The sequence below is a fragment of the Mesorhizobium sp. WSM4810 genome, assembly GCF_055811235.1.
The window spans coordinates 104,440-130,695 of the sequence record NZ_JBVVQV010000008.1 but is presented as its reverse complement, the minus strand read 5'-3'; the positions used below and the strand labels follow the sequence as shown (position 1 = coordinate 130,695).

Below are 26,256 nucleotides of genomic sequence, written 5' to 3'. Positions count from 1 at the left end.
AATGGACAAGCTTTTGACGGCGGTTCTAGAGGCGCATGGCGGTTTGCAGAACTGGGGTAACGTTACAAGCATCACTGCGGAAATGTCGCTCGGGGGCGTATTTTGGGCTGCAAGGGGCTGGCCGGACATCTATTCCAAGCAGACGGTCACGCTCGATCCACATCGCGAGCGCATCGTTTTTGCGCCCTTCACAGCGCCAGACCGTATGTCCGTGCTGGATGTCGGTCCCGAACGGATCGCTATCGCTACGCGCGACGGCCGCATCATCGAGGAACGTTTCAATCCACGTGGCTCATTTCCGCTGCCCTTTCTGGATGGCAGCACACCCTGGGATGCGATCCAGGTGGCGTACTTCACGAGCGCCGCCGTATGGAACTACCTCACGGCGCCGTTCGTCTTCACCCTGCCCGGTGTCGAAGCACGAGAAATCGCCCCCTGGAGAGAGGGCGCGCAAACGTGGCGACGGCTGGCCGTCACGTTCCCTAAGACCATCGCCAACCATAACGCCGATCAGGTCTTTTATTTCGACGATGCGTTTATGCAGCGGCGCATGGACTATTCGCCCGACGTCACGGGAAACCCGCCGGTCGCACACTACGCTTATGACCACAAAACCTTTGACGGGTTCGTATTCCCGACACGGCGGCGTGTGCTCCTGCATGACGCCGAGGGGGTCGCAAACCAAGCATTCGCACCTATCACGGTCAACGTGTCCGATGTGGCAGTCGACCGAAGATAATCCTCCACCAGGCACCATGCCTTATCAACGGATACAAACCACTATGACCGAACAGATCGACCTCCATCGACGCCACTTGTTGGGCGTGGCCGTCACCACCGTTGCGGCCGCTCAGTTTGCCATGACGGGCTCGGCAAATGCGCAGTCCAGCATTACGAAACCGGACGCCAGCACAATCGAACCACAAGCAAATACGTCGTTCGGTCCGTTGAAGCAGGTTCAAGCTGGCGTGCTCGACATTGGATATGCCGAGGTCGGTCCTGGCAAAGGGTTGGTCGTTATCCTCCTGCATGGATGGCCGTACGACATCCACACCTATGTCGACGTTGCGGCGATCTTGGCGTCGAAAGGCTTTCGGGTCGTCGTTCCATATCTACGCTGCTATGGCACCACGCGGTTCCTCTCCGACAAAACGCCACGCAATGGCCAGCAGGCGGTGGTCGCGATTGATGTCATTGCGCTGATGGATGCACTGCAAATCGATAAGGCGATCGTCGGCGGTTGCGACTGGGGCGCACGCACGGCCAACATCGTCGCGGCGCTGTGGCCGGAACGCTGCAAGGCCCTTGTCTCGGTCAGCGGCTACCTGATCGGCAGCCAGGAGGCCAACAAGTTGCCTCTGCCGCCAAAGGCCGAGCTGCCATGGTGGTACCAATATTACTTCGCCACTGAGCGGGGCCGCGCTGGCTACGGGAAATACACGCGGGATTTTGCCAAGCTGATCTGGCAACTCGCTTCTCCGCAGTGGAATTTCGACAACGCCACCTTCGAGCGCAGCGCCACCGCCTTCGACAATCCGGATCATGTCGACATCGTAGTACACAACTACCGCTGGCGGCTTGGGTTGGCGGAAGGCGAGCCACAATATGACGAGTTGGAGCAGCGACTTGCGAAAGCTCCGGTCATCGCAGTGCCGACGATCACTCTGGAGGGCGACGCCAACGGCGCGCCGCATCCCGACCCCAGCGCCTACGCCAAGATGTTCTCCGGCAAATACGAGCACCGGCTCATATCCGGCGGCGTAGGGCATAATCTTCCTCAGGAAGCACCGAAGGCATTTGCAGACGCCATAATTCAGGTGGCGAGTCTAGCCTGAGCAAAACGGCCATGCCACGATACATGATCGACCATGCCCAAGGCAAAAACTGATGAAATCACACCCGGGGCAATCCCTCCGATACGAAATGAATATTTGGCGCGGCCGGGACCGCTTTCGTCGCCCTTTGCAGTGGCTCCTCGCACCCATTGTGGGGGCAGTAGCGGGCTTGGCCTACGCACTGATGTTCGATGTCGAAGCACTGCACTCCGCAGTCAGGGGCGTGTTCATCGGCACGCCTATTCTGTTGTATGAGCGCGGCTTTATCTTGCGCCGATGGCGCAATGTGATCCGGCAAGCGGCAACGCCGGTCTTCGTCGTGGCTACGATCGCAACCTACGTATTGACGATCTTGATCGGCAATGCCGCCGCTGGCACAGCGCTTCACCATCTCCTCGGCTATATGAGCACCGCTCGCGAAGCCATGGTGATGTCGGAGTCCGGTCTTCTGTATTCACTCGGCGTCTCCACCCTCGTCGCATTCGTGTTCCGAGTACGTGACCTTATCGGGCCAAGCCTGTTCACCAGCCTGCTTCTCGGTCGTTATCACCGTCCCATCAAGGAGGAGCGGATCTTTCTGTTCCTCGATGTCAGTGGCTCCACGCACTTCGCGGATCGGTACGGAGATCTGGAGACCCAGGCCTACCTCGGACAGATATTCAACGCACTTGCGTCTCCTGTTCGTCGCTCCCACGGCTCTATTGACGACTACATCGGGGATATGGCGGTGGTCACCTGGCCCATGGATCGCGGCATGCGGGACGCCGCGTGTCTTCGTTGCGTCTTCGACTTCGCGGCGGTCATAAGGGATCAGGCGGCGGCGTGGCAAGCGCGTTTCGGACAGGTGCCGGAGTTTCGCGCCGTCCTGCATTGCGGCCCGGTCGTTGCCTTGAGCGACACAAGATCGCGTATTTCGGCGATGTCGTGAACACCACTGGACGTCTGGAGTCGCTATCCAAGGCTCTCGGTCAACCTATCCTGGTCTCCGCAGATCTTCTCGCCGGTATCCGTGTTCTACCTCCACATGTCGTCGCGGAGAACCTCGGATTTCATGTGATTAGAGGCCGAGATGAACCGCTTCAGATCTCAGCCGTAAGGCTAGCATTGGGAAGCTGATTGGAGTGGCCCCATCATCTCCGTGCATCCACCTATCTTCGATGCCCCATTTTACGGCAGTCGCCGTCATCCCTGTCCGCTTTTGAAGGTCCAGGTTCCGCACCTGCCGGTCCGTATCGTCGGCCCCAGGCCAGTCAGCAGCGCGCATTTTTTTGCAGCCAGTGGAATCACTTGGCGCCGCAGAAATGCGACTAAAACAAATAGATGGAGCGGGATGCCCAGTTCAATTTGAAGGTATTCGCTCTAGTCGGGACGGCGATAGGCCGTAACCTCGCCAGGCTTGCTCAGGCTTTGCAAGGAGCCAGGTGTTGCGCCGCCGATCCAGCCCAACACTGAGCGGGCGAGCTCGGCGCCGGCCAGCCGGAAGTTCTCGTTGACGACCAGCAATTCCCTGCGGAACAGGTGCAGCAGGTCGGACGACTGCTTGGACACCACGTCGACATCGCGGCCGAGCTTGAGGCCGGCGTCCTCGATGCCGGCGACGATGGCGAGTGTCGCGGCAGCGGCACTGCTGACGAAACCGTCAGGCCTGACGTCGCGGCGCATCAGCTGCGCGGTCCTCATCCTGATCTGATCGATCGAATGGTCGACCGAAACGGTGTTGAACGGGATCTCGCTGGCGCCGACCTCGCTCAGCGCATCGGTGAAGCCGTTCAGCGTATGACTGTGGTAGGTCAGTTCGACTGGAGGCGCCAGCAGAGCCAGCCTGCGGCGGCCGATGCCGGCCAGGTGGCGCACAGCCTCGGTCGCGAACGCGTAATTGTCGAAATCATGATAGGGGTGGATCAGCCCCATGTCGGTGCGGCCATGCGTGGCAAAGGGAATGCCACGCTCGAGCATGTAACGGGCCCTGGGGTCATTCGGCTGGGTGCGCGAAATGATGACGCCGTCGGCGGAACCGGTTTCCACCAGATAACGTATCGGGTCCAGGGGATCCTGAGAGCGTGAATAGGGCGTGACGATCAGGTGATAGGGTGTGTCGGCAATGACTTCCGAGACGCCGTAGATGATGTCCGAGACAAAGCTCATGATCTCGCGCTCGGTGTTAAGCACGAGGCTGATGACGTTGGTCTTGCCGGTCCGCAGCCGCACACCGGCGCGGTTGGGCCGGTAACCAATCTGCCTGGCGACGAGCTGGACGCGTCGCCTGGTTTCGGCGCCGATCTCGGGCGCGTCCTTCAACGCCCGCGACACGGTGGTGACGCCCAGCCCGGTCATGAAGGCAAGCGTCTTCAATGTCGGCCGGCCCGAGCCCTCGTCGTCCTTTTCCGTCTGATCTCTGTCCATTCATCCCGCCCGTCAGGCGCATAGCAGTTGCCGTGCAGGTCGGCAATCGGTGATGAACACCCTATATACTGAAACGTTACAGATTGCCACTTGCCATCGCGCAGCGGCCAGTAAAAGCTAGCCTGGATGAGCGGCGCTCCGTTCGACGCAAAGTCGGTGTGCGTCGGCAAGGCTTGCCGCTGAGCACGGTTTTGCCGAATTTCACGCATTGCAGCATCATCTTTGCAAGGCAACCTGCCTTGCTGCGGTGCAGTAGGCGGGCATTGCGCGGCGGGTTTGTTCGCGGCTCGAAAAAATGCCGAGCTGCTCCTGTTCGGGGGTTGCGCGTTTCCAACAATTGCCGTATCGAAAATCTGTAACGTTTCAGATTCTGGGAGGAGCCGAAATGCGATACCAATTCATGTCCGCTGCGTTGGCAGTGACAACCGCGCTGCCATTCGCCGGCCCGGCGGCAGCGACCGATCTGGAAGTCACCCATTGGTGGACTTCGGGCGGCGAGGCGGCGGCGGTCGCCGAATTCGCCAAGGCGTTCGACGCGACAGGCAATCATTGGGTCGACGGCGCTATCGCCGGCTCCGGCGGCACGGCGCGGCCGATCATGATCAGCCGCATCACTGGCGGCGACCCGATGGGCGCCACCCAGTTCAACCACGGAAGGCAAGCGGAAGAATTGGTGCAGGCCGGTCTGATGCGCGATTTGACCGAGCTCGCCACCAGGGACAAGTGGGCGGAAATCGTGCAGCCGAAGAGCCTGCTGGACGGTTGTACCCTCGACGGCAAGATCTATTGCGTGCCGGTCAACATTCACTCCTGGCAGTGGCTGTGGCTGTCGAACGCGGCCTTCGAAAAGGCCGGTGTGCCGGTGCCGAAGAATTGGAATGAATATGTCGCGGCCGCCCCCGCGCTGGAGAAGGCAGGCATCATACCGCTGGCGGTCGGCGGGCAGCCTTGGCAATCCTCGGGCGCCTTCGACGTGCTGCTTACGGCGGTCGGCGGCACGGACGCTTTCTTGAAGGTCTATCGCGACAAGGATGCCGAATTCGCCGCCGGGCCCGAGGTCGCGAAGGTATTCAAGGCCGCGGACGATGCCCGCAAGATGGCGAAGAACACCAATGTGCAGGACTGGAACCAGGCCACCAATCTCGTCATCTCCGGCAAGGCCGGCGGCCAGATCATGGGCGACTGGGCGCAGGGCGAGTTCCAGGTTGCCGGGCAGACCGCCGGCAAGGACTATACGTGTCTTCCCGGCCTTGGCCTGAACGAGGTCATCGCCACCGGCGGCGATGCCTTCTACTTCCCGCTGCTGCAGGACGCGGAAAAGTCCAAGGCGCAGGAAGCGCTGGCCGAAACGCTGCTCGATCCCAAGACGCAGGTCGCCTTCAACCTCAAGAAGGGCTCGCTGCCGGTCCGCGGCGATATCGACCTCAAGGCGGCGAACGACTGCATGAAGAAAGGGCTCGACATCCTGGCCAAGGGCAGCGTCATGCCCTGGACGGACCAGCTGCTGTCGCAAGACACCCAAAAGCAGAAGGAGGACCTTTTCTCCGAGTTCTTCGCCAAGCCGGACATGACCGTGGAAGAGGCGCAAAAGCGCTTCGCCGACATCGTCGCCTCAGCGGACTGACGATCGACGAACCGCTCGCTCCCGGCCCGCGACCGCGGGGCCGGGAGCTCCGGGTCAAGTCTTGACCCTTGGCCCTGACCCTTCGGCCTTACCCGATCCAGCCCGGCTGTGCAGATGAGCAAGAGCGAACGCCCCAACCAACTCTTCCGCAACCTTAACGCCAAGGTCGCCTCTATTCCGATGGTCCTCACCGCACTGGTGATCTTCGTCGGCGGCAGCGCGTGGACGGTGCTCTATTCCTTCACCAATTCAAAACTGCTGCCGCGGCTGAACTTCGTCGGGCTCGACCAGTATTATCGGCTGTGGTCGACGCCGCGCTGGCTGGTCTCGATCGAGAACCTGCTGGTCTACGGCGTGCTGTCGCTGGTGTTCTCTCTGGTCATCGGCTTCATACTGGCGGCGCTGCTCGACCAGAAGATCCGCTTCGAGGACACGTTCCGCACCATCTTCCTCTATCCCTTCGCGCTCTCCTTCATCGTCACCGGTCTGGTCTGGCAGTGGCTGCTCAACCCGGAGTTCGGAATCCAGGGGGTGGTGCGCGGCCTCGGCTGGGAAAGCTTCAGCTTCGATCCGCTCTACAATTCCGACATCGTCATCTACGGCATCCTGATCGCCGCGCTCTGGCAAGGCACCGGCCTCATCATGTGCCTGATGCTGGCGGGCCTGCGCGGCATCGACGAGGATATCTGGAAGGCCGCGCGGGTGGATGGGATACTCACCCTGAAGACCTATCTGTTCATCATCATCCCGATGATGCGACCGGTCTTCATCACCGCGCTGGTCATCATCGCTGCCGGCATCGTCAAGGTCTATGACCTGGTTGTCGCACAAACCAGCGGCGGTCCCGGCATCGCCTCCGAAGTGCCGGCCAAATATGTCTATGACTACATGTTCTTCGCCCAGAACCTCGGCCAGGGCTTCGCCGCCTCGACCATGATGCTGCTGTCGGTGGTGGTCGTCATCGTTCCCTGGGCCTATCTCGAATTCGGAGGCAAGAAGCGTGGCTGACCTTGCCGTTCCCCTGCCTGCCGGTACGGGCTCTATCGGGCTTGAGGCATCCGGGCCGCGAGGGCCGAAGCCGCGGCATGTGTTCTCGCGCCGCAACATCTTCCTCTACGGCACGCTGATCGTGGTGGCGCTGTATTATCTGCTGCCGCTCTACGTGATGGTGGTGACATCGCTCAAGGGCATGCCGGAGATACGCCTCGGCAACATCTTCTCGCCGCCGCTCGAGATCACCTTCGAGCCTTGGGTGAAGGCCTGGTCCAGCGCCTGCACCGGCCTCAACTGCGACGGGCTCTCGCGCGGCTTCTGGAATTCGGTGCGCATCACCGTTCCGTCGGTCATCCTGTCGATCGCCATCGCTTCGGTGAACGGCTACGCGCTTGCCAACTGGCGCTTCAAGGGAGCCGATACTTTCTTCGTGATCCTGATCGTCGGCGCCTTCATTCCCTATCAGGTGATGATCTATCCGATCGTCATCATCCTGCGCGAGATCGGCCTCTACGGCAGCCTAAGCGGCCTGGTGATCGTCCATTCCATTTTCGGCATGCCGATCCTGACGCTGTTGTTCCGCAACTATTTCACTTCCATGCCGGAGGAACTGTTCCGGGCGGCGCGCGTCGACGGCGCCGGCTTCTGGGGCATCTATTTCCGCATCATGCTGCCGATGTCGCTGCCGATCTTCGTCGTCGCCATCATCCTGCAGGTGACCGGCATCTGGAACGACTTCCTGTTCGGCGTCGTCTACACCCGCCCCGACACCTATCCGATGACGGTGCAGCTCAACAACATCGTCAACTCGGTGCAAGGCGTGAAGGAATACAACGTCAACATGGCCGCCACCATCCTGACCGGCCTGGTGCCGCTCGTCGTCTACTTCGTTTCCGGCAAGCTTTTCGTGCGTGGCATCGCCGCCGGCGCGGTGAAAGGATGATGATGAGAAGACTTGAAAATCCCAGCGTTTCGATCCAGGACCTGACGCTGAATTTCGGCGCTATCTCGGTGCTGGAAACCCTCAACATCGATGTCGCCGAGGGTGAGTTCATCGTGCTGCTCGGGCCGTCCGGCTGCGGCAAGTCGACCCTGCTCAACTGCATCGCCGGCCTGCTCGACGTTTCGGACGGCCGCATCTTCATCAAGGGCAAGAACGTCACCTGGGAGGAACCCAAGGACCGTGGCATCGGCATGGTGTTCCAGTCCTATGCGCTCTACCCGCAGATGACGGTGGAGAAGAACCTGTCGTTCGGGCTGCGCGTTGCCGGCATTCCCAGGGACGAGATCGCCAAGCGCATCGAGCGGGCCGCCGAAATCCTGCAGATCGAGCCGCTGCTGCAACGCAAGCCGTCGGCGCTTTCGGGCGGCCAGCGCCAGCGTGTGGCGATCGGGCGGGCGCTGGTGCGCGACGTCGACGTCTTTCTGTTCGACGAGCCGCTCTCCAACCTCGACGCCAAGCTGCGCGCGGAATTGCGCGTCGAGATAAAACTGCTGCACAGCAAATTGCAGAACACCATGATCTATGTCACCCACGACCAGATCGAGGCGATGACGCTGGCCGACCGCATCGCGGTGATGAAGGGCGGCGTCATCCAGCAGCTCGACGCACCGCAAAAGATCTACAATCGCCCGGTCAACCGTTTCGTCGCCGGCTTCCTCGGCTCTCCGGCAATGAATTTCCTCGACGGCCGGCTGGAGAAGGACGATGGCAACTGGCACTTCGTCGCCGAGGAAGTGCGGATCCCGCTTGCCACCTACGCTTTCGAAAAGGAGCCGGTGCCGGGAGCGGCGGTGTTCGGCATTCGGCCCGAGCATGTCGCGTTCAACAGCGGCACTGGATGGCCGTTCACAGCCACGGCAAATGTCGTGGTCGTCGAACCCATGGGGTCCGACACGCTGGTCTGGCTAAAGCTCGGAAATCAGAATTTCACCGTGCGGGTGACATCTGAGCGCACGCCAAACAACGCCGACACCGTGAGCATCGGTTTTGACCCGATGCGCGCTTCGCTGTTCGACGCTGCCACCGGCACTCGCCTGTAACACCCCGAGAATTCACCCTCCAAGCACATCCATCCCCAGAGAACGGACAGAGACGATGAATTGGTCATTCCAACTTTACAGCGCCCGCAACTTCCAACCCTGGGTAGGGGTGCTCAAGATGCTGGGCGAGCTCGGCTTCGCGCAAGTAGAAGGGTTCGGCGGCGTCTATGACGACCCCGCGGCATTTCGTGCCGAACTCGACAAGAACGGCCTCGCCATGCCGACCGGCCATTTCTCGATCGATGCGCTCGAGAACGATTTCGACGGCGTGCGCAAAATCGCCGACGCGCTCGGCATCACGCTGCTCATCTGCCCCTATCTGGTCGCCGAGAGCAGGCCGACCGATGCGGCCGGCTGGCGCGGCTTCGGCGAACGCCTGGCCAAGGTCGGCGAGACGGCTGAAAAGGCCGGCTACGGCTTTGCCTGGCACAACCATGATTTCGAGTTCAAGAAGCTTGCCGACGGTTCGGTGCCGCAGGACCACATCCTGGCGGCAGCGCCCGACATCGGCTGGGAGATGGACGTCGCCTGGGTGGTGCGCGGCGGCGACGATCCGCTGCCCTGGATCGAGAAGCATGGCAAACGCATCGCCGCCGTCCATGTCAAGGACATCGCCAAGCCCGGCGAGGGCCTCGACGAGGACGGCTGGTCGGATGTCGGCCACGGCACGATCGACTGGGCCGGTCTGATCCAGGCGCTGCGCGCCAAAAGCGCCGCCAAATACTACGTCGTGGAACACGACAACCCCTACGATATCGAGCGCTTCGCCCGCCGCTCGATCACCGCCGCCAAGACCTATTAGGAGCAAACCAGCATGGCAAGAAAACTTGGGGTCGGCGTCATCGGCTGCGGCAACATCTCGAAGGCGTATTTTTCGCTGGCGCCGCTGTTTCGCGGCATCGAGATGCGCGCCTGCGCGGATATCAACATGGATGCAGCCAAAGCGCGGGCGAAGGAGTTCAAGCTGCGCGCCGAGACAGTCGAAGGACTGCTCAAGGCCGGCGACATCGACATCATCGTCAACCTCACCGTTCCGGCGGTGCACTATGAGGTGTCGAAACAGATCCTCGATGCCGGCAAGCACGTCTATTCGGAAAAGCCGTTCGTGCTGTCGGTCAAGGAAGGGCTGGACCTGAAGAAACTGGCGGAGAAAGACGGACTGCGCATCGGCTCGGCGCCGGACACTTTCCTCGGCGGCGCGCACCAGCTCGTCCGCAACCTTATCGACAGTGGCAAGCTCGGCAAGATCACCAGCGGCACATGCCATGTGATGAGCCATGGGATGGAGCACTGGCACCCCAATCCGGATTTTTTCTTCCAGCCTGGCGCTGGTCCGGTGCTTGATATCGGACCCTATTACATCACCAACCTGATCCAGCTGATCGGGCCGGTGAAGCAGGTGGCGGCCTTCGCTTCGATCCCCTCGACAGAACGCACGATCTCGTCCAAGCCGCGCGCGGGCGAAAAAATCCTGGTCGCGACGCCGACGACCATCCACGGCGTGATGGAGTTCGAGAATGGCGCCGTGGTGACGCTCAATACCAGCTGGGACGTGTGGAGCCATGGCCATGCGCCGATGGAACTCTACGGCGAATTGGGCACGGTGTTTTTGTCGGATCCGAATTTCTTCGGCGGCGACGTTCGCTTCACCGATGCCGCCAAGCCGGTCAAGAAGCTGCCAAAGTGGAAGCATCCATTCGGCGTGGCCAACCAGATGCATTCGCACGGCATGATGGCCAACTACCGCACCGCCGGTCTCGCCGACATGGCGCTGGCGATCACGGAAGGACGGCCGCATCGCTGCTCGATGGAACTGGCGCTGCATGCCGTCGATGTGATGACCGGCATGTTGCGGTCGGGCGCGAGCGGAAAGCTCGTTGCCATGCAGACCACCTGCGAACGGCCTGCGGCACTGGGCGTCAAGGACGCGGAAGGGCTGTTGGCGAAGAAGAAAGGCCTGTTGGCAAAGAAGTAGCATAAGCGCTTCAGCGATCCCTCTCCCCATAGAAACGGCGAGAGGCTAAGGGTGAGAGGCAGAGCCGACTCACCCTTTTCGCGGTGGCAACTGCCGGGCTCGCTTTTGATTTGAGGATCTCCCATGCCCTATGTGCCCGCCGAAAACCGTTACGAGAACATGGTCTACAATCGCTGCGGGCGATCCGGCCTGAAATTGCCAGCGATCTCGCTCGGGCTCTGGCACAATTTCGGTGACGACACGCCGCACCGGACCAAGCAGGCGATCGCGCGCAAGGCCTTCGATCTCGGCATCACGCATTTCGACCTCGCCAACAATTACGGCCCGCCGCCCGGTTCGGCGGAGACGGCTTTCGGCGAAATCCTGCGGACGGATTTCTCCTCTTTTCGTGACGAGCTGATCATCTCGACCAAGGCCGGGTATGAGATGTGGGCCGGACCCTATGGCGAGTGGGGCGGGCGCAAATATGTGCTGGCCAGCCTCGATCAGAGCCTGAAGCGGATGGGGCTCGACTATGTCGACATCTTTTATTCGCACCGCTTCGACCCTGATACTCCGCTGGAAGAAACGATGGGCGCGCTCGATCACGCGGTGCGCTCGGGCAAGGCGCTTTATGCCGGCATCTCCTCCTACAATTCGCAGCGCACGCGCGAGGCCGCCGACATATTAAAGCAGCTCGGCACGCCTTGCATCATCCATCAGCCGAGCTATTCGATGCTCAACCGCTGGGTCGAGGACGACGGTCTGCTCGACACGCTGGAGGGGCTCGGCGTCGGCTCGATCGTGTTCACGCCGCTGGCGCAAGGCATGCTGACCGACAAATATCTCGGCGGCATCCCTGAGGGCAGCCGCGCCAGCCAGGGCAAGTCGCTGCGGCCGGCCTTCATCAACGACAAGACCATCGTCAACATCAAGGCGCTGAACGCCATCGCCGGCCGACGCGGCCAGACGCTGGCGCAGATGGCGCTGGCCTGGGTGCTGCGCAAGGGCCGGGTGACCTCGGCGCTGATCGGCGCCAGCCGGCCGGAACAGGTCGAGGATTGCGTCGGCGCGCTGAAGGCGCTCGATTTCAGCGATGCCGAACTCGCCGAAATCGACACCTACGCGCGCGAGGCCGACATCAATCTGTGGGCCGCCTCCGCCGAGCGCAAGGGTCCGCCACGCAAGTGATTCAGGGCAATCACTTCAGGTTTGCGGCGCCGGCACAGAAACAGTAGCAAAAAGGCCGGTTCGTCGCTATCTGGAGAGAATTGAAGCCGCTTGCATGCGGAAAATGACGAGCAACCGGCGCAAAACGGGTTGGAACAGGATCATGGCGGCAAGGGATGTGCTGACGAAAAACCAGTTGTGCGTGCTCGAGAAACTCGAGGCCGCCAGCGGGCCGCTCAGCGCCTATACATTGCTCGACCAGCTTCGCGATCGGGGTTTTCGCGCCCCGCTGCAGGTCTATCGCGCGCTCGACACGCTGGTGAAGTCCGGCTTCGTGCACCGGCTCGAAAGCCTCAATTCCTTTGTCGCCTGCGCCGAGCCGCACGACCACAGCCATTCGATGACCGCCTTTGCCATCTGCGACACATGCGGGCAGGTGACCGAATTCTCCGACCATGATGTCGGGCACCGGCTCGACGAATGGGTACGCTCGACCGGCTTCGCCGCCAAGAAGGCGGTGATCGAGTTCCGCGGCACCTGTGCCAAATGCCTGGCCGAGGCGGCTTAAGGGCCGGTTGTGCCGTGACCTAGCGGTGGAAGCCGGAGGGACAGCGCCCCCCTCTGTCCTGCCGGACATCTCCCCCACACGGGGGGAGATCGGCCATTACCGGCTTTCGCCAATCTCCAACGGAGCAAGATGGTTGCAGCGCCGAAGCTGCCAATCTACCCCTCGTGGGGGAGATGTCCGGCAGGACAGAGGGGGGCGCGAAGGATCGCTACAGATTGCAACTGGTCGGCCGCGGACATCCGCATGAGGCGCTAATGCGCCTCTTCCCAATTGTCGGCGGCGCGGGCGTCGACGTGCAGCGGCACGGACATCGACACCGCCGGCATCGCGGCGTTCTCCATCACATGACGCACGACGGGGATCGTCGCCTCGACCTCCGCTTCGGCCGTCTCGAAGACCAGTTCGTCATGCACTTGCAGCAGCATGCGGGCGGACAGCTTCGCCTTTTCCAGCGCTTCGTCCATGCGGATCATGGCGCGGCGGATGATGTCGGCCGCGGTGCCCTGCAGCCGGGCGTTGATCGAGGCGCGCTCGTTGAAGGCACGGACCGACGGGTTTGACGACCGTATCTCCGGGTAGTGGATGCGGCGGCCGAAGATCGTTTCGACATAGCCGTATTCGCGGGCATAGGCCTTGGTCGCGTCGATATAATCGCGGATGCCGGGGAAGCGTTCGAAGTATTTCTTGATGTAGGCGCCGGCCTCTTCGCGCGGAATCGACAGCTGGTTGGCCAGGCCAAAGGCGGAAATGCCGTAGATGATGCCAAAATTGATCGCCTTGGCGCGGCGGCGTACCTCCGAGGGCATGCCCTCGACCGGCACGTTGAACATCTCCGAGGCGGTGATGGCGTGGATGTCGGCGCCGTCGGCAAACGCCTGCTTGAGCTGCGGGATCTCGGCGACATGGGCGAGCACGCGCAGCTCGATCTGGCTGTAGTCGGCGGAAACCAGCTTGTTGCCCTTGTCGGCGATGAACGCCGTCCGGATCTTTCGCCCCTCGACGGTGCGTACCGGAATGTTCTGCAAATTGGGATCGGAGGACGACAGCCGGCCCGTCGTCGTTGCGGCAAGCGCGTATGAGGTGTGGACGCGCTTCGTATCGGGATGGACGAAACCGGGCAGCGCATCGGTATAGGTCGATTTCAATTTGGTCAGCTGGCGCCAGTCGACGATCTTGCGCGGCAGCTCGTGGCCTTCTGCGGCGAGGTCTTCCAGGAGCTGGGCCGAGGTCGACCATTGGCCGGTCTTGGTCTTGGAGCCGCCGGGCAGGCCCATCCTGCCGAACAGGATGTCGCCGAGCTGTTTTGGCGAGCCGATATTGATGCGCTCGCCGACGAGCTGGTAGATCTCGTCCTCCAGCCGCGCGGCGCCCTGTGCCAGCTCGCCGGAGAGCCGCGACAGGATCTCCCGGTCGACGGAGATGCCGCGCTGCTCCATCCTTGCCAGAACCGGCACCAGCGGCCGTTCCAGCCGCTCGTAGACCGAGACGAGGCCCTTGGCGGCAAGCCGCGGCTTCAGCACCCGCCAGAGCCTGAGCGTCACATCGGCATGCTCCGCGGCATAGGCGGTTGCCTTGTCGATGTCGACCTGGTCGAAGCCGACGAAGCTTCGTCCAGAGCCGGCCAGTTCCTTGAGGGCAATGGTCGAGTGGCCGAGCCACTTTTCCGACAGGGCCGCCATGCTGTGGCCGCCGGACGTGCCTGCGTCGAGCACATAGGAAATCAGCATGGTGTCGTCGAAGGGGGCGATATCGATGCCGTGGCGGCTCATGACGACGAGGTCGTATTTCAGCTCCTGAACGATCTTGAGAACCGACCTGTCCTCCAGCAACGGCTTCAGAATGGCAAGCGCATCACGGATCGGAATCTGGTTTTCGACCACTCCGCCGCCGAGCAGGTCGCCATTGCCGCGTTTGTGGGCGAGCGGCACATAGGCGGCGCGACCGGGCGCAGTGGCTATGGACAGGCCGATCAACTCGGCCTGCATCGGATCGGCTGAATTGGTCTCGGTGTCGAAGCCGACGATGCCGGCCTCCATCGCCACGGCCACCCATGCCTTCAACACTTCAGTGTCGCGGATGGAGACGTAGGCGCTGGTGTCGATCTTGCTGGCGGTGGCGTCCTCGAAGCGAAGCGCCGAGAGAAGCGATGGGGTGTCGCCTTGCGTGGGTTCCACCTTGACGGTGGCCGGCACCGCTTCCCCGGCTTCGTCTGTCACTGTGCCCGCCGCGCTTTCGGCGGCGCCCGGCACGCCAAACCCCATATCGGGACCATGCGCGGTGTCGGCGCGCTCGATCATGACGGGCATGGCCTTGACGTCAGCCGCTTCTGTTCCGGTTGCTTCCGCCACGCGGCGGGTCAGCGAGGAGAATTCCATCGTCTTGAGGAAGCCGATCAGCCTTGGTCCGTCGGGCGGGTGCAACACGAAATCATCGAGCCCGCCGTTCAACGGCACGTCGTTCTTCAGCGTCACCAGTTCACGCGAGATGCGCGCCTTGTCGGCATTGGCGATGATCGATTCGCGGCGCTTGTCCTGCTTGATCTCGGTGGCACGGGCGAGCAGCGTATCGAGATCGCCGAACTGTTCCAGCAATTGCGCCGCCGTCTTCGGCCCGATGCCGGGCACGCCCGGCACATTGTCGACCGAATCGCCGGTCAGCGCCTGCAGGTCGATCATTTTTTCCGGCGGCACGCCCCATTTCTCGATCACCTCGGGAACGCCGATCTGGCGGTCCTTCATCGGGTCGTACATGGCGACCGAAGGGCCGACCAGCTGCATCAGATCCTTGTCGGAGGAGATGATGGTGGTGTCGGCGCCGGCTTCGCAGGCAAGCCGGCAATAGGTGGCGATCAGGTCGTCGGCCTCGTAGCCTTCCGTCTCGAGGCAGGGCAGGTTGAAGGCCCTGGTCGCCTGGCGGATCAGGCCGAACTGCGGGATCAGATCTTCCGGCGGTGCCGAGCGGTTGGCCTTGTATTCGGGGTAGAGGTCGTTGCGGAAGGTTTTCGACGAATAGTCGAAGATGACGGCGAAATGCGTCGGCACGATGCCGACATCGGTGTTGCGGGCGTCCTGCGTCAGCTTCCACACCATGTTGCAGAAGCCGAGAACGGCACTGGTCGGCAGCCCATCGGATTTGCGGGTCAGTGGCGGCAGCGCGTGATAGGCACGGAAGATGTAGCCGGAGCCGTCGACAAGGAACAGATGATCGCCTTTTTTCATGGGACGAAGGGATAGCGCGGCGCGGCGTCGTGGTCCATGCCAAAGGCGGCCTCAACCACCGGTTCCGGCAACATCCCTGACACGTCGATCCGATCACGGGTATGTTACGAAAGTGTAATCTTCGTGCCCTTGAATCGCCACGTTCGGAGACACAGATAAATGCCATCGGCATTTTTCGCCGAGGTCCGGAGCAAGGCCCGTCCCCCGCCTATCCCGGACACTTGCGGCAGCCTATCCCCCCTCTCCGGGCTGCCGCATCCTTTCGAGTAAAGGCCGCCGTGGTTCCCCTCCACCACGGCGGCATTTTTTTGCCTTTCGGTGCCCGTGGTCCAACGACCGCCGGCTTTTCGTTTCTGCCTCGCAGCTTTAGGGTTGCCGCTCAGAATCGAAAGGTTTGATAAAATGTCCAGAATTTCTCCCGTCCTCGACCGCCTCGACAAAAATCTCGACGAGAGCCTGGAGCGCCTGTTTGGCCTGCTCAGGATAAAGTCGATCTCCACCGATCCATCCTATGCCGCAGACTGCCGCAAGGCGGCGGAATGGCTGGTGGCTGAGCACGAGCTGATCGGCTTCGACGCCAGCGTGCGAGACACGCCAGGCCATCCGATGGTGGTGGCGCACCATGACGGGCCGGCAGGCGCGCCGCATGTCCTGTTCTATGGCCATTACGACGTGCAGCCGGTCGACCCGATCGAGCTCTGGGAAAGCGATCCGTTCGCACCTTCGGTAAAGCAGATCGAGCCCGGCCGCCAGGTGATCACGGGACGTGGTTCGGCCGACGACAAGGGGCAGTTGATGACCTTCGTCGAGGCTTGCCGCGCCTGGAAGCAGGTGCATGGCGGGCTGCCGTGCCGCATCACAATTCTGTTCGAGGGCGAGGAGGAGTCCGGCTCGCCATCGCTGAAGCCGTTCCTCGAGGCAAATGCGGCCGAACTCAAGGCCGACTTCGCCCTCGTCTGCGACACCGGCATGTGGGACCGCGATACGCCGTCGATCTGCGTCGCGCTGCGCGGTCTGGTCGGCGAGGAGATCACGGTGAAAGCCGCCGACCGCGACCTGCATTCCGGTCTCTACGGCGGTGCTGCCGCCAATCCGATTCGCATCCTGGCCAGGATCCTGGCCGACATCCACGACAATGACGGCCGCGTCACCATTCCCGGTTTCTATGACGGTGTCGAGGAGACGCCTTCGCAGATCCTGAAGTCGTGGGAGGCGCTCGGCGAGACCGCTGAGACGTTCCTTGGGCCCGTCGGCCTGTCGATCCCTTCCGGCGAACACGGCCGCTCGGTGCTCGAACTCACCTGGGCGCGGCCGACTGCTGAGTTCAACGGCATTATAGGTGGCTATACCGGCAAAGGGTTCAAGACGGTGATCGCGGCGGAAGCCTCGGCAAAAGTGTCCTTCCGCCTCGTCCACAAGCAGAACCCGGAAAAGATCCGCGCCGCTTTCCAGGCCTTCGTCAGGGAGCGCATCCCGGCCGACTGCTCAGTCGATTTCCACCCGCATGGCGGCTCGCCGGCGATCCAGCTTTCCTACGACTCGCCATTTCTCGCCAAGGCCAAGGACGCGCTGTCCGACGAGTGGCCGAAGCCGGGGGTGACCACGGGAAGCGGCGGCTCGATCCCGGTGGTCGGCGATTTCCAGACTTATCTCGGCATCGAATCCTTGCTTGTCGGTTTCGGGCTCGACGATGACCGCATCCATTCGCCGAACGAGAAATACGAGATGAGTTCCTTCCACAAGGGCCAGCGCTCGTGGGCGCGCATTCTCGACGCGCTGACACGCTGAGAGGGCCAGACTGCAACTTTCTGTTGATTTTTCATCGGATCGCGGCGAGGACGGGATAGAGCGACGCCGCGCCCAGTTGGACGCACGAATGGGCCGCGACCGGAGAAGACGATGAGCGATATCCGCTTCCACAAGAACGACCTGCCCGGGCTCTTGCACTACGACGTCGGGGCGGTCGCGATCGACACGGAGACGCTGGGGCTCAATCCGCATCGCGACCGGCTTTGCGTGGTGCAGATCTCGCCGGGCGACGGTTCCGCCGACGTCATCCAGATCGCGCCCGGCCAGAAGAAGGCGCCAAACCTCGTCAGCCTGCTCAGGAACCGCAGCATAACCAAGCTGTTCCATTTCGGCCGTTTCGATCTCGCCGTCCTCTACAACGCCTTCGGCGTAATGCCAGAGCCGGTGTTTTGCACCAAGATCGCCTCGCGGCTGACCCGAACCTACACCGACCGGCACGGGCTGAAGGACATTTGTTTTGAGCTTCTCGGCGTCAGCCTGTCGAAGGCGCAGCAATCGTCGGACTGGGCGGCGGAGACACTGTCGCCCGAACAACTCGAATACGCAGCCTCCGACGTGCTTTACCTGCACCAGCTGCGCGATGTGCTGACGATGCGGCTGGCGCGCGACAACCGGACCAAGGAGGCCGAGGCCTGCTTCCGCTTCCTGCCGACGCGTGCGAAACTCGACCTGATGGGCTGGGATGAGGCAGACATCTTCGCCCACAGCTAAGTGGAACCAGGCGTTCGCCTCGACGTTCTATCGATCGATGGAGGGGATGAAATGGCTGCCAGAAAACCAATCGAAACAGCACCCAGGGATGGCTCCAAGGTCACCGTCTACTGGAAGGACAGCGACGGGGTGATGAACGAATCCATCGCGCAGTACAGGTCGCTCGACCGGCTGAAAGCGGCCGGCGGCGACTGGGACGAGAACGACACCGGCTGGTGGGCCTATACGGACGGTCATACGCAAAGAAAGATCGAGCCGATCAGCTGGCGGCCTGCATCCGGGGATGACGACGGCGAATGACGCCGCTGGCGGCGCCGGCTTCTTTCCAATAGGTTGGACCTGTTGCAATCGGAGGTCGATTCGGAGCTTTCCGCTCCGCGACCATTCGCTCGGGAGGGATCTGCAATGGGTACTGAGAGCCTGCTTGTCTTCATCATCATCGGCGCCATCGCCGGCTGGCTCGCCGGCTTGATCGTCAAGGGTTTCGGCCTCGGCCTGATCGGCAATATCGTCGTCGGCATCGTCGGCGCCTTGATAGCCGGCTTGCTCTTCCCAAGGCTGGGATTCGCCATAGGCGGTGGCATACTTGCCTCCATTATCCACGCCACGATCGGCGCGGTGATCCTGCTCGTGCTGATCAAGCTGGTGAAGCAGGCCTGATCCTGCGAAGCACATCAAGGCGCGCCATGAAACAGAACATGCTCTATCTCGTCATCGGCGCGCTCGTCGTCGTGGTCATCGCGCTCGGCATCTATGTCTATCGCGAGCAAACCAGGCCGGAGGGCGTGGAACTCAAGATCGACGACAAAGGCATTTCGATCCAGCAGAACTGAGCGGCGTTGGGGTGGCACGGCAGAGGTGCCGATGATCTAACCCTATCAGGCCGAGAATTGACGATTAGGCAGGGGCCGCTCCATCCTTCGATGCACCCGGATAGAAGCCAAGCCGGATATGGAATGAGAGTGACGTATCGACACATTCGCGGTATGATCTTGGTACAGGGAGTTTGGGGCCAACCCACCTACTATTAGGAGGTTGCCATGAGGCACCAAACACTGGACCAACTGCATACGGTGGCAAAGGTACACAGAGACCCAACACCTCCTGCAATGGACCGAACCCAGCGTCTCGAACGTTGGTCAAAACTTCTTGAACGGCAGCCCAACCGACTCCTCACCGCACTTATCGGGACCGAATATCGTTCGTCACCCGAGCGCGACATTATGCGCGGCGAAGGCTCGCCAATATCGGTTGCCTTCGAGGATTCGGTCCTGCGCGATGAGGGGCTGAAAGACGATACTTATGGCGAAGCAAAGCGTTTCTTCGAATTGACCGACGATGAGCTCCACGAAATTGTCTGCTACTGCCATGTGGGCGAGACGATGCAATCATCCTGGGCAGCGCTTTCCGTTCGTGCTGCGATTGGCTAACGCATGATCCCCAGTTCGCGTAACTTTGGTAACAAGGTCATGCGTAGAGTCAATGGGTTAGAGCGCGATCGAACGCACTTACCGCGCTCTAATGACGAGCATAGATTGCGGCTACCTTGCTATTGGCGGTCCGCGCCGAACGACTGCGGCTGGGCAGTTGATGCCGAAATGCGAGAACGCTCCGCCGTCTCGCGATAGACGCCATTGTTGCCGACCGCCAGGAGCAAGGAACGGAGCGGTGACGTGCCGTAACGCATTGAACTAACTTTGAACCATTTAACCCGCCCTTAAATCGCCGCATCTACTCTTCACCCCGAACGCCATGGAGCGACGTGCGTCCGTTCGGACGCACAGAGTGCGCTCTACGATTTTGAAGCTTCGCATCGGCCCGAAAATTGCGAGTTTCGGGCCGATGCGATAAGCATCGGGACAGACAGCACAGCGCATGGCGAACCGCAGAGACAGCCGCATCGAACCGAGCTTCGAGGGACCGCCACGGGCGAAATCCTCGGCCGGTTTTTCGGTGAGCGAGGAGGATCGCGTCGTGCCGAGCAACCGCAAGACCTCTGCAAAGCGCCAATCGGCCAGGACAAAAGCGTCGCGTCGAGGACGCGGCAAAAGCCGGCGCGGCCTGTTCGGCGTGCTCGGCCGGTTGGCCTACTGGTGCTTCGTTCTGGCCATCTGGGGCGGCATCGCCACCGCCGGCATCGTTGTCTATTACGGTGCGAAAATGCCGGCGGCCACCACCTGGGCCATTCCCGACCGCGCACCCAATATCAGGATCGTCTCCGTCGACGGAAAGCTGCTTGCCAATCGCGGCATGAGCGGCGGCGAAGCCGTCGGCCTGCATGAAATGTCGACCTATATTCCCGAAGCCGTCATCGCCATCGAAGATCGCCGCTTCTATTCGCATTTGGGCATCGACCCGATCGGTCTGTCCAGAGCCATGGTGGCCAACGTTGTCGGCGGGCGTTTTTCGCAGGGCGGTTCGACGCTGACCCAGCAATTGGCGAAAAACCTGTTCCTGACACCCGATCGCACGCTGGAACGCAAGGTGCAGGAAGTGCTTCTGGCGCTGTGGCTCGAGCACAAGCACACCAAGGACCAGATCCTCGAAATGTATCTCAACCGGGTCTATTTCGGCTCCGGCGCCTATGGTGTCGAAGCGGCCTCGCGCCGCTATTTCGGCAAGAGCGCGCGCGACGTCACGTTGCCGGAGGCCGCGCTCCTCGCCGGCCTGTTGAAAGCGCCGTCGCGACTGTCTCCGGCGCGTGACCCGAAGGCCGCCGAGCGGCGCTCGCAGCTTGTTCTCGCCGCCATGCGCGACGAAGGCAAGATCAGCGCCAAGGAACTGACCACGGCGATGAGCGCGCCGGCGTCGCGGGTGGCATCCTACTGGACGGGCTCGGAAAACTACGTCGCCGACGCCATCGTGGAAGAACTGCCCGACCTGATCGGCGACGTGCGCGGCGACATCATCGTCGACGCCACCGTCGACCTGACGCTGCAGAAGCTCGCCGAACAATCGATCCGCCGGCTGATCGACGGCAGCGGCAAAAAGCTCAATGCCAGCCAGGGCGTGCTGGTGTCGATCGACAATTCCGGCGCGGTACGCGCCATGGTCGGCGGCTATGATTATTCGACCAGCCAGTTCGACCGCGCCTCGGAGGCGCGCCGCCAGCCCGGCTCGGCGTTCAAGCCCTTTGTTTACATGGCGGCGCTGGAAGCCGGCCGCACGCCCGACAGCGTGCGCAATGACGCGCCGATCAAAATTGGCAAATGGACGCCCACCAATTACGGCGGCAAGTATTTCGGCAAGGTGACGCTGGCGAGGGCGCTGGCGAAGTCACTGAACTCGGTGGCCGCCCAGCTGACCATGGAAGTCGGGCCTGACGCGGTCGTCGAGGCGGCGCATCGCATGGGTGTCCAGTCCGACCTCACGGCCAACACCTCGATCGCGCTCGGCACCTCCGAAGTGACACCGCTGGAACTGACGTCGGCCTATGTCCCCTTCGCCAATGGCGGCTACCGGCCGGATGTCCATTTCATCCGCCGCGTGACGACAGCCGGCGGCAAGGTGCTCTACGACAACAATGGCGGCGCCCCGCGCGTCATCAAGCCCGAGATCGTCGGCATGATGAACTCTATGATGATGGGCACCGTTGAAATCGGCACTGCCAGGAAGGCGGCCTTTGCCTGGCCGGCCGCCGGCAAGACCGGCACCAGCCAGAATTCGCGCGACGCCTGGTTCATCGGCTATACCGCCAATCTCACCACCGGAGTCTGGTTCGGCAATGACGATGGCGGTCCGATGAAGAAGGTCACCGGCGGCGCGCTGCCGGCGCAGGCCTGGCATGAGTTCATGGTCGCCGCGCACGAAGGCGTGCCGGTGCGGCCGCTGCCCGGAACATGGCGGTCGACGCCTGCCGATACGATCGTGCAGGACGAATTACCGCCCAACACGGCGCAACCGGCGCCGGTGCCGTCCGCTTCGGTTGGCCAATCCGCGCCGTCCGCCCAAAAAGCGTCGCCGCCTCGCGCCGTGCGTCCCGCCGAAACGGTCGATGCCGGCGGCTTCGGCATGCCGGGCGGTGGCGGCACCACCGCATCGATCAAGCGCCCGGTGCCGCCCGCCGATGTCGGCGGCCCGGTCAAGAAGCGGCAGACCTCGATCCTCGACATCCTCACCGGCGGCTGACCCCTCGTCATCGTTGCCGTGTTCCGCTACATCTGCGGGTTAAAGAGAGATCGTGAATGGCCGAGACCGACACCAGAAAGACCATCGTGCTGACCGGCGCCAGCCGCGGCATCGGCCACGCTACGGTCAAGCGCTTTTCGCGCGAAGGCTGGCGCGTCATCACCTGCTCGCGCCAGGCCTTTGCCGACGACTGCCCGTGGCCGGCCGGTCCGGAAGACCACATCAAGGTCGATCTCGCCGACCAGGAGGATGTCGGCATCGCGATCTCGGAGATCCGCCATCGGCTGGAGGCGCATGGCGGCCAACTTCATGCGCTGGTCAACAATGCCGGTATCTCGCCGAAGCTCAAGGACGGCAACAGCCGCATGAATTCGATCGACACGCCGATGCATGTCTGGCGCGACGTGTTCCAGGTGAATTTCTTCGCGCCGATCATGCTGGCGCGGGGATTGTTCAGGGAATTGGCGTCGGCCAAGGGCTCGATCGTCAACGTCACTTCGATCGCCGGCACTCGCGTGCATCCCTTCGCCGGCACCGCCTATGCGACGTCGAAGGCGGCGCTCGGCTCGCTGACGCGCGAAATGGCGCATGATTTCGGCCCGCACGGCATCCGCGTCAACGCCATCGCACCTGGCGAGATCGACACCGCGATCCTGTCACCGGGCACGGAAAAGATCGTCGAGACGATTCCGCTGCGGCGGCTGGGCACCACGGCGGAAGTCGCCGACATCATCTTCTTCCTGTGCTCACAGCAGGCGTCCTATGTGACGGGCTCGGAAATCCACATCAATGGCGGCCAGCACGTGTGAGCTTTTGATCGATCGTTGAGGCTGCCCCTCATCCCCCTGCCGGGACCTTCTCCCGAAAAAAATGGGGAGAAGGGGCTTGACCGCAACGCTGGCGACCCCCTCTCCCCGTTCTTCACGGGGAGAGGGTAAGGGTAAGGGTAAGGGTAAGGGTAAGGGTAAGGGTAAGGGTAAGGGTAAGGGTAAGGGTGAGGGTGAGGGGCGGCGTAGGCTTAGGCTGCTGAAGGCTTTCGGTGCTGCCAAAACCTCTTCCACGATCCCGCGCGCGATCTCGCGCTCACCCATGATGACCGTGTCGGCTCCGAGCCCCTTGAGATGCTCGACCTCCGCATCGGAGTGGGCGCGGGCGATGACGTTGATCTTCGGGTTGGCGGCGCGGGCGCGCAGCACGATCTGTCCCGCCTCGAAGGCGTTGGGGATGGCGAGGATCAGCCGCTTCGCGCCCTTGGGATTGGCTGCGGCGAACACCTCGCTATTCGCCGCATTGCCGGATACGGTTTCGATGCCGTCGTCCTTGAGCTTCGCCAGCGTCTTGTCGGCATCCTCGATGACGAGGAAGGGCAGGGCGGCCTCCTTCAATGACGCGCCGACAAGGCTGCCGACACGGCCATAGCCGACCAGGATGGAGTGGCCGGTAAGCGCTGTGCTGGGCGGCGGGCCGTCCTCTTTCACCGGTGCCGCAACCGAAGCCAACTGGCTTGGCTCCGTCGCGGGGCCGATCGGCTTTGCCTCATCGAGCGGCGCCGTCTTGCCGGCGCGCCTCTCCAGCCATGGTTTCATCCAGTCGACGGCAAGGAACATCAGCGGGTTGAGGACGATCGACAGGATAGCACCGGCGAGGATGAGGTCGCGTCCTTGTTCGGGCAGCAGCTTCAGCCCGACGCCGAGCTCGGCCAGAATGAAGGAGAATTCGCCGATCTGGGCCAAGCTTGCCGAAATCATCAACGCGGTCGCGATCGGATAACGGAAGGCGACGACGATGACGAAGGCCGCCAGCGATTTGCCGATGACGATGATGGCCAGTGCCGCCAGGATAGGCCAGCCATTGCTGATCAGGCTGAACGGGTCGAACAGCATGCCGACCGAAACGAAGAACAGCACGGAGAACGCGTCGCGCAGCGGCAGCGATTCCTCGGCCGCCCGATGGCTGAGTTCGGATTCGCTCATGATCATGCCGGCAAAGAATGCGCCCAGCGCCAGCGAGACGCCGAATAGCTTGGCCGCGCCGAAGGCGACCCCGAGCGCGATGGCCAGCACCGCCAGCCGAAACAATTCACGCGACCCGGTATGGGCGACGTAGTGCAGGATCCAGGGGATGACCCGGCGGCCGACCACCAGCATAACCACGACAAAGGCCGCGACCTTGGCCAACGTCATGCCGACGATGCCCCAGACGCCGAAGCTCGCCGGCAGCGACCTGCTGTGGCTCTCCACTTGCTGCTGGCCACCCAGCACGCCGGCCAACGCCGGCAGCAATACCAGCGCCAGCACCATGGCCAGATCCTCGACAATCAGCCAGCCGACGGCGATGCGGCCGCGCTCGGTCTCGATCAGCCGCCGCTCCTGCAAGGCACGCAGCAGCACAACGGTCGAGGCGACGGAAAGCGCCAGCCCGAACACCAGCCCCCCGCCCATCGACCAGCCGAGCATCCAGGCAAGGCCGGCGCCGAGAGCCGTCGCGAAGCCGATCTGCACGATGGCGCCGGGCACGGCGATGGCGCGGACCGACAACAAGTCCTTCATGCAGGCCGACGCCGAACATCAACAGGATCACGCCGATTTCGGCCAGTTCATTGGCGAGGCCGGTATCGGCGACGAAGCCCGGCGTGTTCGGCCCGACCAGGACGCCGGCGACGAGGTAACCGACCAGCGGCGGGATGCGGAAGCGATTGGCAATTGCGCCGAAGACGAAAGCCAGCCCCAAACCGGCGACGATGGTGGCGATAAGCGGCGTGTCATGCGGCATTGTCTATGGAGCGCCTTTCAAAATTACGATGTCGGATATGCACCGCCCGAAGCAGCCGCCTTGCAATATGGCGGCCCGGATGGCCGCGCGGCAACCCGCAAATGCCATGGACCGACGACAAGGGTGGCAGAAGGCGGGTCGCCTCGGGCTGGCAATGGTCGCTGCTAAAAAGAGATGGCCTGCGCGCCTGATGCCCGATCAGGCGGCCTGCAGCAGGTTTTCGATGTCGACGATGGTGTGGTTGGTCAGCGTCTTGGGAATTTCCGCTGTGATTTTCTCGGCAACTTCCTTGTGCAGTTTTCGACGCATGTCACCCAGTACCTGCGGCGGTGCGATCAGCACCATCTCCTTGAAGGCGCCGCGATGCGCGAGCTTGTACAGCCGCTCGGCAACTTCGTCGGCGAAACGCTCCTTGCCGAGGCGATGCCAGTCAGTGTCCTCGACTGCGCTGCGGTGGACGGATGGGCCGTCGCTGTAGCGACCCGGGCGGTCCGAACCTTGCTCTCGCGTTGCCGGATTTTCCTGTTCCATCTCCTGCACGACCTGAAGGTCGGGATATTGGGTGTCGCCGCGGTTCTCGAGGAACAGTGCCTTCTCGCCGTCGGCGACCACGACCCACAGTCCGCGTTTCAGCTTGAGGTTGTTCACCGGAGCGCTCCTTTTTCTGTTTTTCATGGTTTTCCAGGCCCCGTCTCTGGAGCCATTGCCGCAGCTGGACAGCCAGGCTCGGATTCGCACAGGCAAACGCGCGCCGAGGCAGGAATGTTCCGATGACGACAAGCACGGCGAGCAAGCCAACCAACGGGGATGACGGTGCTCAGCGCATGTCGGCTTTAATCTACTAGATTGGTAGAATTTAGAAAAAAGTGTTTTGTAATATATCTCGCTTGTCGCTAGAACGGCCGCAGATCAAGGCTCGCAACAGCGGCTTGGATCCGCTCCACTCGTGGGTGTGGAATTTTTTTCTCCTGCCTCTGGTGCTTGCGGAAAAGCGATTGCTTCGCACGAAGCGATGCGCGAGTGCGTTC

The 26,256-nt window shown here is 62.3% G+C and carries 22 protein-coding genes and 1 pseudogene; 19 read left to right on the top strand and 4 right to left on the bottom strand.

The window, feature by feature from the left end; all coding sequences use genetic code 11:
- Window position 1 precedes the first annotated feature (1 nt).
- The 3 genes from AC0L3O_RS14610 to AC0L3O_RS14600 all read left to right on the top strand — a co-directional run bounded on the left by AC0L3O_RS14610 (window position 2) and on the right by AC0L3O_RS14600 (window position 2,763).
- The gene (locus tag AC0L3O_RS14610; protein WP_473535431.1) at window positions 2-739 is read left to right on the top strand and encodes a hypothetical protein; all 738 of its coding nucleotides are present in this window, start codon (window positions 2-4) and stop codon (window positions 737-739) included.
- A 43-nt stretch (window positions 740-782) separates the two neighbouring features.
- Window positions 783-1,835 carry an alpha/beta fold hydrolase gene (locus tag AC0L3O_RS14605; protein ID WP_473615886.1) on the top strand — a complete coding sequence of 351 codons (1,053 nt, stop codon included), beginning with the start codon at window positions 783-785 and terminating at the stop codon, window positions 1,833-1,835.
- 169 nt (window positions 1,836-2,004) lie between these two features.
- Window positions 2,005-2,763, top strand: coding sequence for an adenylate/guanylate cyclase domain-containing protein (locus AC0L3O_RS14600; protein WP_473615885.1), 759 nt, complete (start codon window positions 2,005-2,007; stop codon window positions 2,761-2,763).
- A 431-nt stretch (window positions 2,764-3,194) separates the two neighbouring features.
- Here AC0L3O_RS14600 and AC0L3O_RS14595 read toward each other — a convergent pair whose 3' ends face one another.
- Window positions 3,195-4,238 (bottom strand): LacI family transcriptional regulator, encoded by a 1,044-nt coding sequence (locus tag AC0L3O_RS14595; RefSeq protein ID WP_473535428.1) that lies wholly within the window; start codon window positions 4,236-4,238, stop codon window positions 3,195-3,197.
- Window positions 4,239-4,623: 385 nt separating this feature from the next.
- Between AC0L3O_RS14595 and AC0L3O_RS14590 the strand changes: the two genes are divergently transcribed.
- The 8 genes from AC0L3O_RS14590 to AC0L3O_RS14555 all read left to right on the top strand — a co-directional run bounded on the left by AC0L3O_RS14590 (window position 4,624) and on the right by AC0L3O_RS14555 (window position 12,590).
- Window positions 4,624-5,862 carry an ABC transporter substrate-binding protein gene (locus AC0L3O_RS14590; protein ID WP_473535427.1) on the top strand — a complete coding sequence of 413 codons (1,239 nt, stop codon included), beginning with the start codon at window positions 4,624-4,626 and terminating at the stop codon, window positions 5,860-5,862.
- Window positions 5,863-5,976: 114 nt separating this feature from the next.
- Window positions 5,977-6,870, top strand: coding sequence for a carbohydrate ABC transporter permease (locus tag AC0L3O_RS14585; protein WP_473615884.1), 894 nt, complete (start codon window positions 5,977-5,979; stop codon window positions 6,868-6,870).
- The gene (locus AC0L3O_RS14580) at window positions 6,863-7,798 is read left to right on the top strand and encodes a carbohydrate ABC transporter permease (RefSeq protein WP_023797406.1); all 936 of its coding nucleotides are present in this window, start codon (window positions 6,863-6,865) and stop codon (window positions 7,796-7,798) included. Before AC0L3O_RS14585 ends, AC0L3O_RS14580 begins: the two co-directional genes overlap by 8 nt.
- A 2-nt stretch (window positions 7,799-7,800) precedes the next feature.
- Window positions 7,801-8,898 (top strand): ABC transporter ATP-binding protein, encoded by a 1,098-nt coding sequence (locus AC0L3O_RS14575; protein ID WP_473615919.1) that lies wholly within the window; start codon window positions 7,801-7,803, stop codon window positions 8,896-8,898.
- Between the two features lie 55 nt (window positions 8,899-8,953).
- The gene (locus AC0L3O_RS14570) at window positions 8,954-9,700 is read left to right on the top strand and encodes a sugar phosphate isomerase/epimerase family protein (protein WP_473535424.1); all 747 of its coding nucleotides are present in this window, start codon (window positions 8,954-8,956) and stop codon (window positions 9,698-9,700) included.
- A 12-nt stretch (window positions 9,701-9,712) separates the two neighbouring features.
- Window positions 9,713-10,873, top strand: a complete 1,161-nt coding sequence (locus tag AC0L3O_RS14565) for a Gfo/Idh/MocA family protein (protein WP_473535423.1) — start codon at window positions 9,713-9,715, stop codon at window positions 10,871-10,873.
- A gap of 123 nt (window positions 10,874-10,996) precedes the next feature.
- Window positions 10,997-12,043, top strand: a complete 1,047-nt coding sequence (gene mgrA, locus AC0L3O_RS14560) for an L-glyceraldehyde 3-phosphate reductase (protein ID WP_128173478.1) — start codon at window positions 10,997-10,999, stop codon at window positions 12,041-12,043.
- 142 nt (window positions 12,044-12,185) lie between these two features.
- Entirely contained in the window at window positions 12,186-12,590 is a 405-nt protein-coding gene (locus AC0L3O_RS14555; protein ID WP_023797411.1) for a Fur family transcriptional regulator, read from the top strand.
- 251 nt (window positions 12,591-12,841) lie between these two features.
- On the opposite strand, the gene polA is transcribed toward AC0L3O_RS14555, so the two are convergent.
- A complete protein-coding gene (gene polA / locus AC0L3O_RS14550) occupies window positions 12,842-15,808 on the bottom strand; it encodes a DNA polymerase I (RefSeq protein ID WP_473535422.1) in 2,967 nt (988 codons plus the stop codon).
- A 402-nt stretch (window positions 15,809-16,210) separates the two neighbouring features.
- Here polA and AC0L3O_RS14545 point away from each other — a divergent pair, with 402 nt between their 5' ends.
- The 8 genes from AC0L3O_RS14545 to AC0L3O_RS14510 all read left to right on the top strand — a co-directional run bounded on the left by AC0L3O_RS14545 (window position 16,211) and on the right by AC0L3O_RS14510 (window position 23,265).
- A complete protein-coding gene (locus tag AC0L3O_RS14545; protein WP_473535421.1) occupies window positions 16,211-17,596 on the top strand; it encodes a M20/M25/M40 family metallo-hydrolase in 1,386 nt (461 codons plus the stop codon).
- A gap of 111 nt (window positions 17,597-17,707) precedes the next feature.
- Window positions 17,708-18,328, top strand: a complete 621-nt coding sequence (locus tag AC0L3O_RS14540; protein ID WP_023797414.1) for a ribonuclease D — start codon at window positions 17,708-17,710, stop codon at window positions 18,326-18,328.
- 51 nt (window positions 18,329-18,379) lie between these two features.
- The gene (locus AC0L3O_RS14535) at window positions 18,380-18,628 is read left to right on the top strand and encodes a hypothetical protein (protein ID WP_023797415.1); all 249 of its coding nucleotides are present in this window, start codon (window positions 18,380-18,382) and stop codon (window positions 18,626-18,628) included.
- A gap of 105 nt (window positions 18,629-18,733) precedes the next feature.
- Complete coding sequence (locus tag AC0L3O_RS14530; protein WP_023797416.1) at window positions 18,734-18,988, top strand: GlsB/YeaQ/YmgE family stress response membrane protein; 255 nt, start codon at window positions 18,734-18,736, stop codon at window positions 18,986-18,988.
- A 26-nt stretch (window positions 18,989-19,014) separates the two neighbouring features.
- The gene (locus AC0L3O_RS14525; protein ID WP_023797417.1) at window positions 19,015-19,161 is read left to right on the top strand and encodes a hypothetical protein; all 147 of its coding nucleotides are present in this window, start codon (window positions 19,015-19,017) and stop codon (window positions 19,159-19,161) included.
- Window positions 19,162-19,368: 207 nt separating this feature from the next.
- Window positions 19,369-19,758 (top strand): hypothetical protein, encoded by a 390-nt coding sequence (locus AC0L3O_RS14520; RefSeq protein WP_023797418.1) that lies wholly within the window; start codon window positions 19,369-19,371, stop codon window positions 19,756-19,758.
- A gap of 445 nt (window positions 19,759-20,203) precedes the next feature.
- Complete coding sequence (locus tag AC0L3O_RS14515; protein ID WP_473615882.1) at window positions 20,204-22,456, top strand: transglycosylase domain-containing protein; 2,253 nt, start codon at window positions 20,204-20,206, stop codon at window positions 22,454-22,456.
- Window positions 22,457-22,512: 56 nt separating this feature from the next.
- Window positions 22,513-23,265 carry an SDR family NAD(P)-dependent oxidoreductase gene (locus AC0L3O_RS14510; protein WP_065010150.1) on the top strand — a complete coding sequence of 251 codons (753 nt, stop codon included), beginning with the start codon at window positions 22,513-22,515 and terminating at the stop codon, window positions 23,263-23,265.
- A 165-nt stretch (window positions 23,266-23,430) separates the two neighbouring features.
- Here AC0L3O_RS14510 and AC0L3O_RS14505 read toward each other — a convergent pair.
- Window positions 23,431-25,228, bottom strand: a pseudogene (locus AC0L3O_RS14505) (cation:proton antiporter domain-containing protein); the annotation flags it as partial.
- Window positions 25,229-25,426: 198 nt separating this feature from the next.
- Window positions 25,427-25,876 (bottom strand): baeRF12 domain-containing protein, encoded by a 450-nt coding sequence (locus AC0L3O_RS14500; RefSeq protein WP_027153079.1) that lies wholly within the window; start codon window positions 25,874-25,876, stop codon window positions 25,427-25,429.
- Window positions 25,877-26,256: the final 380 nt, after the last annotated feature.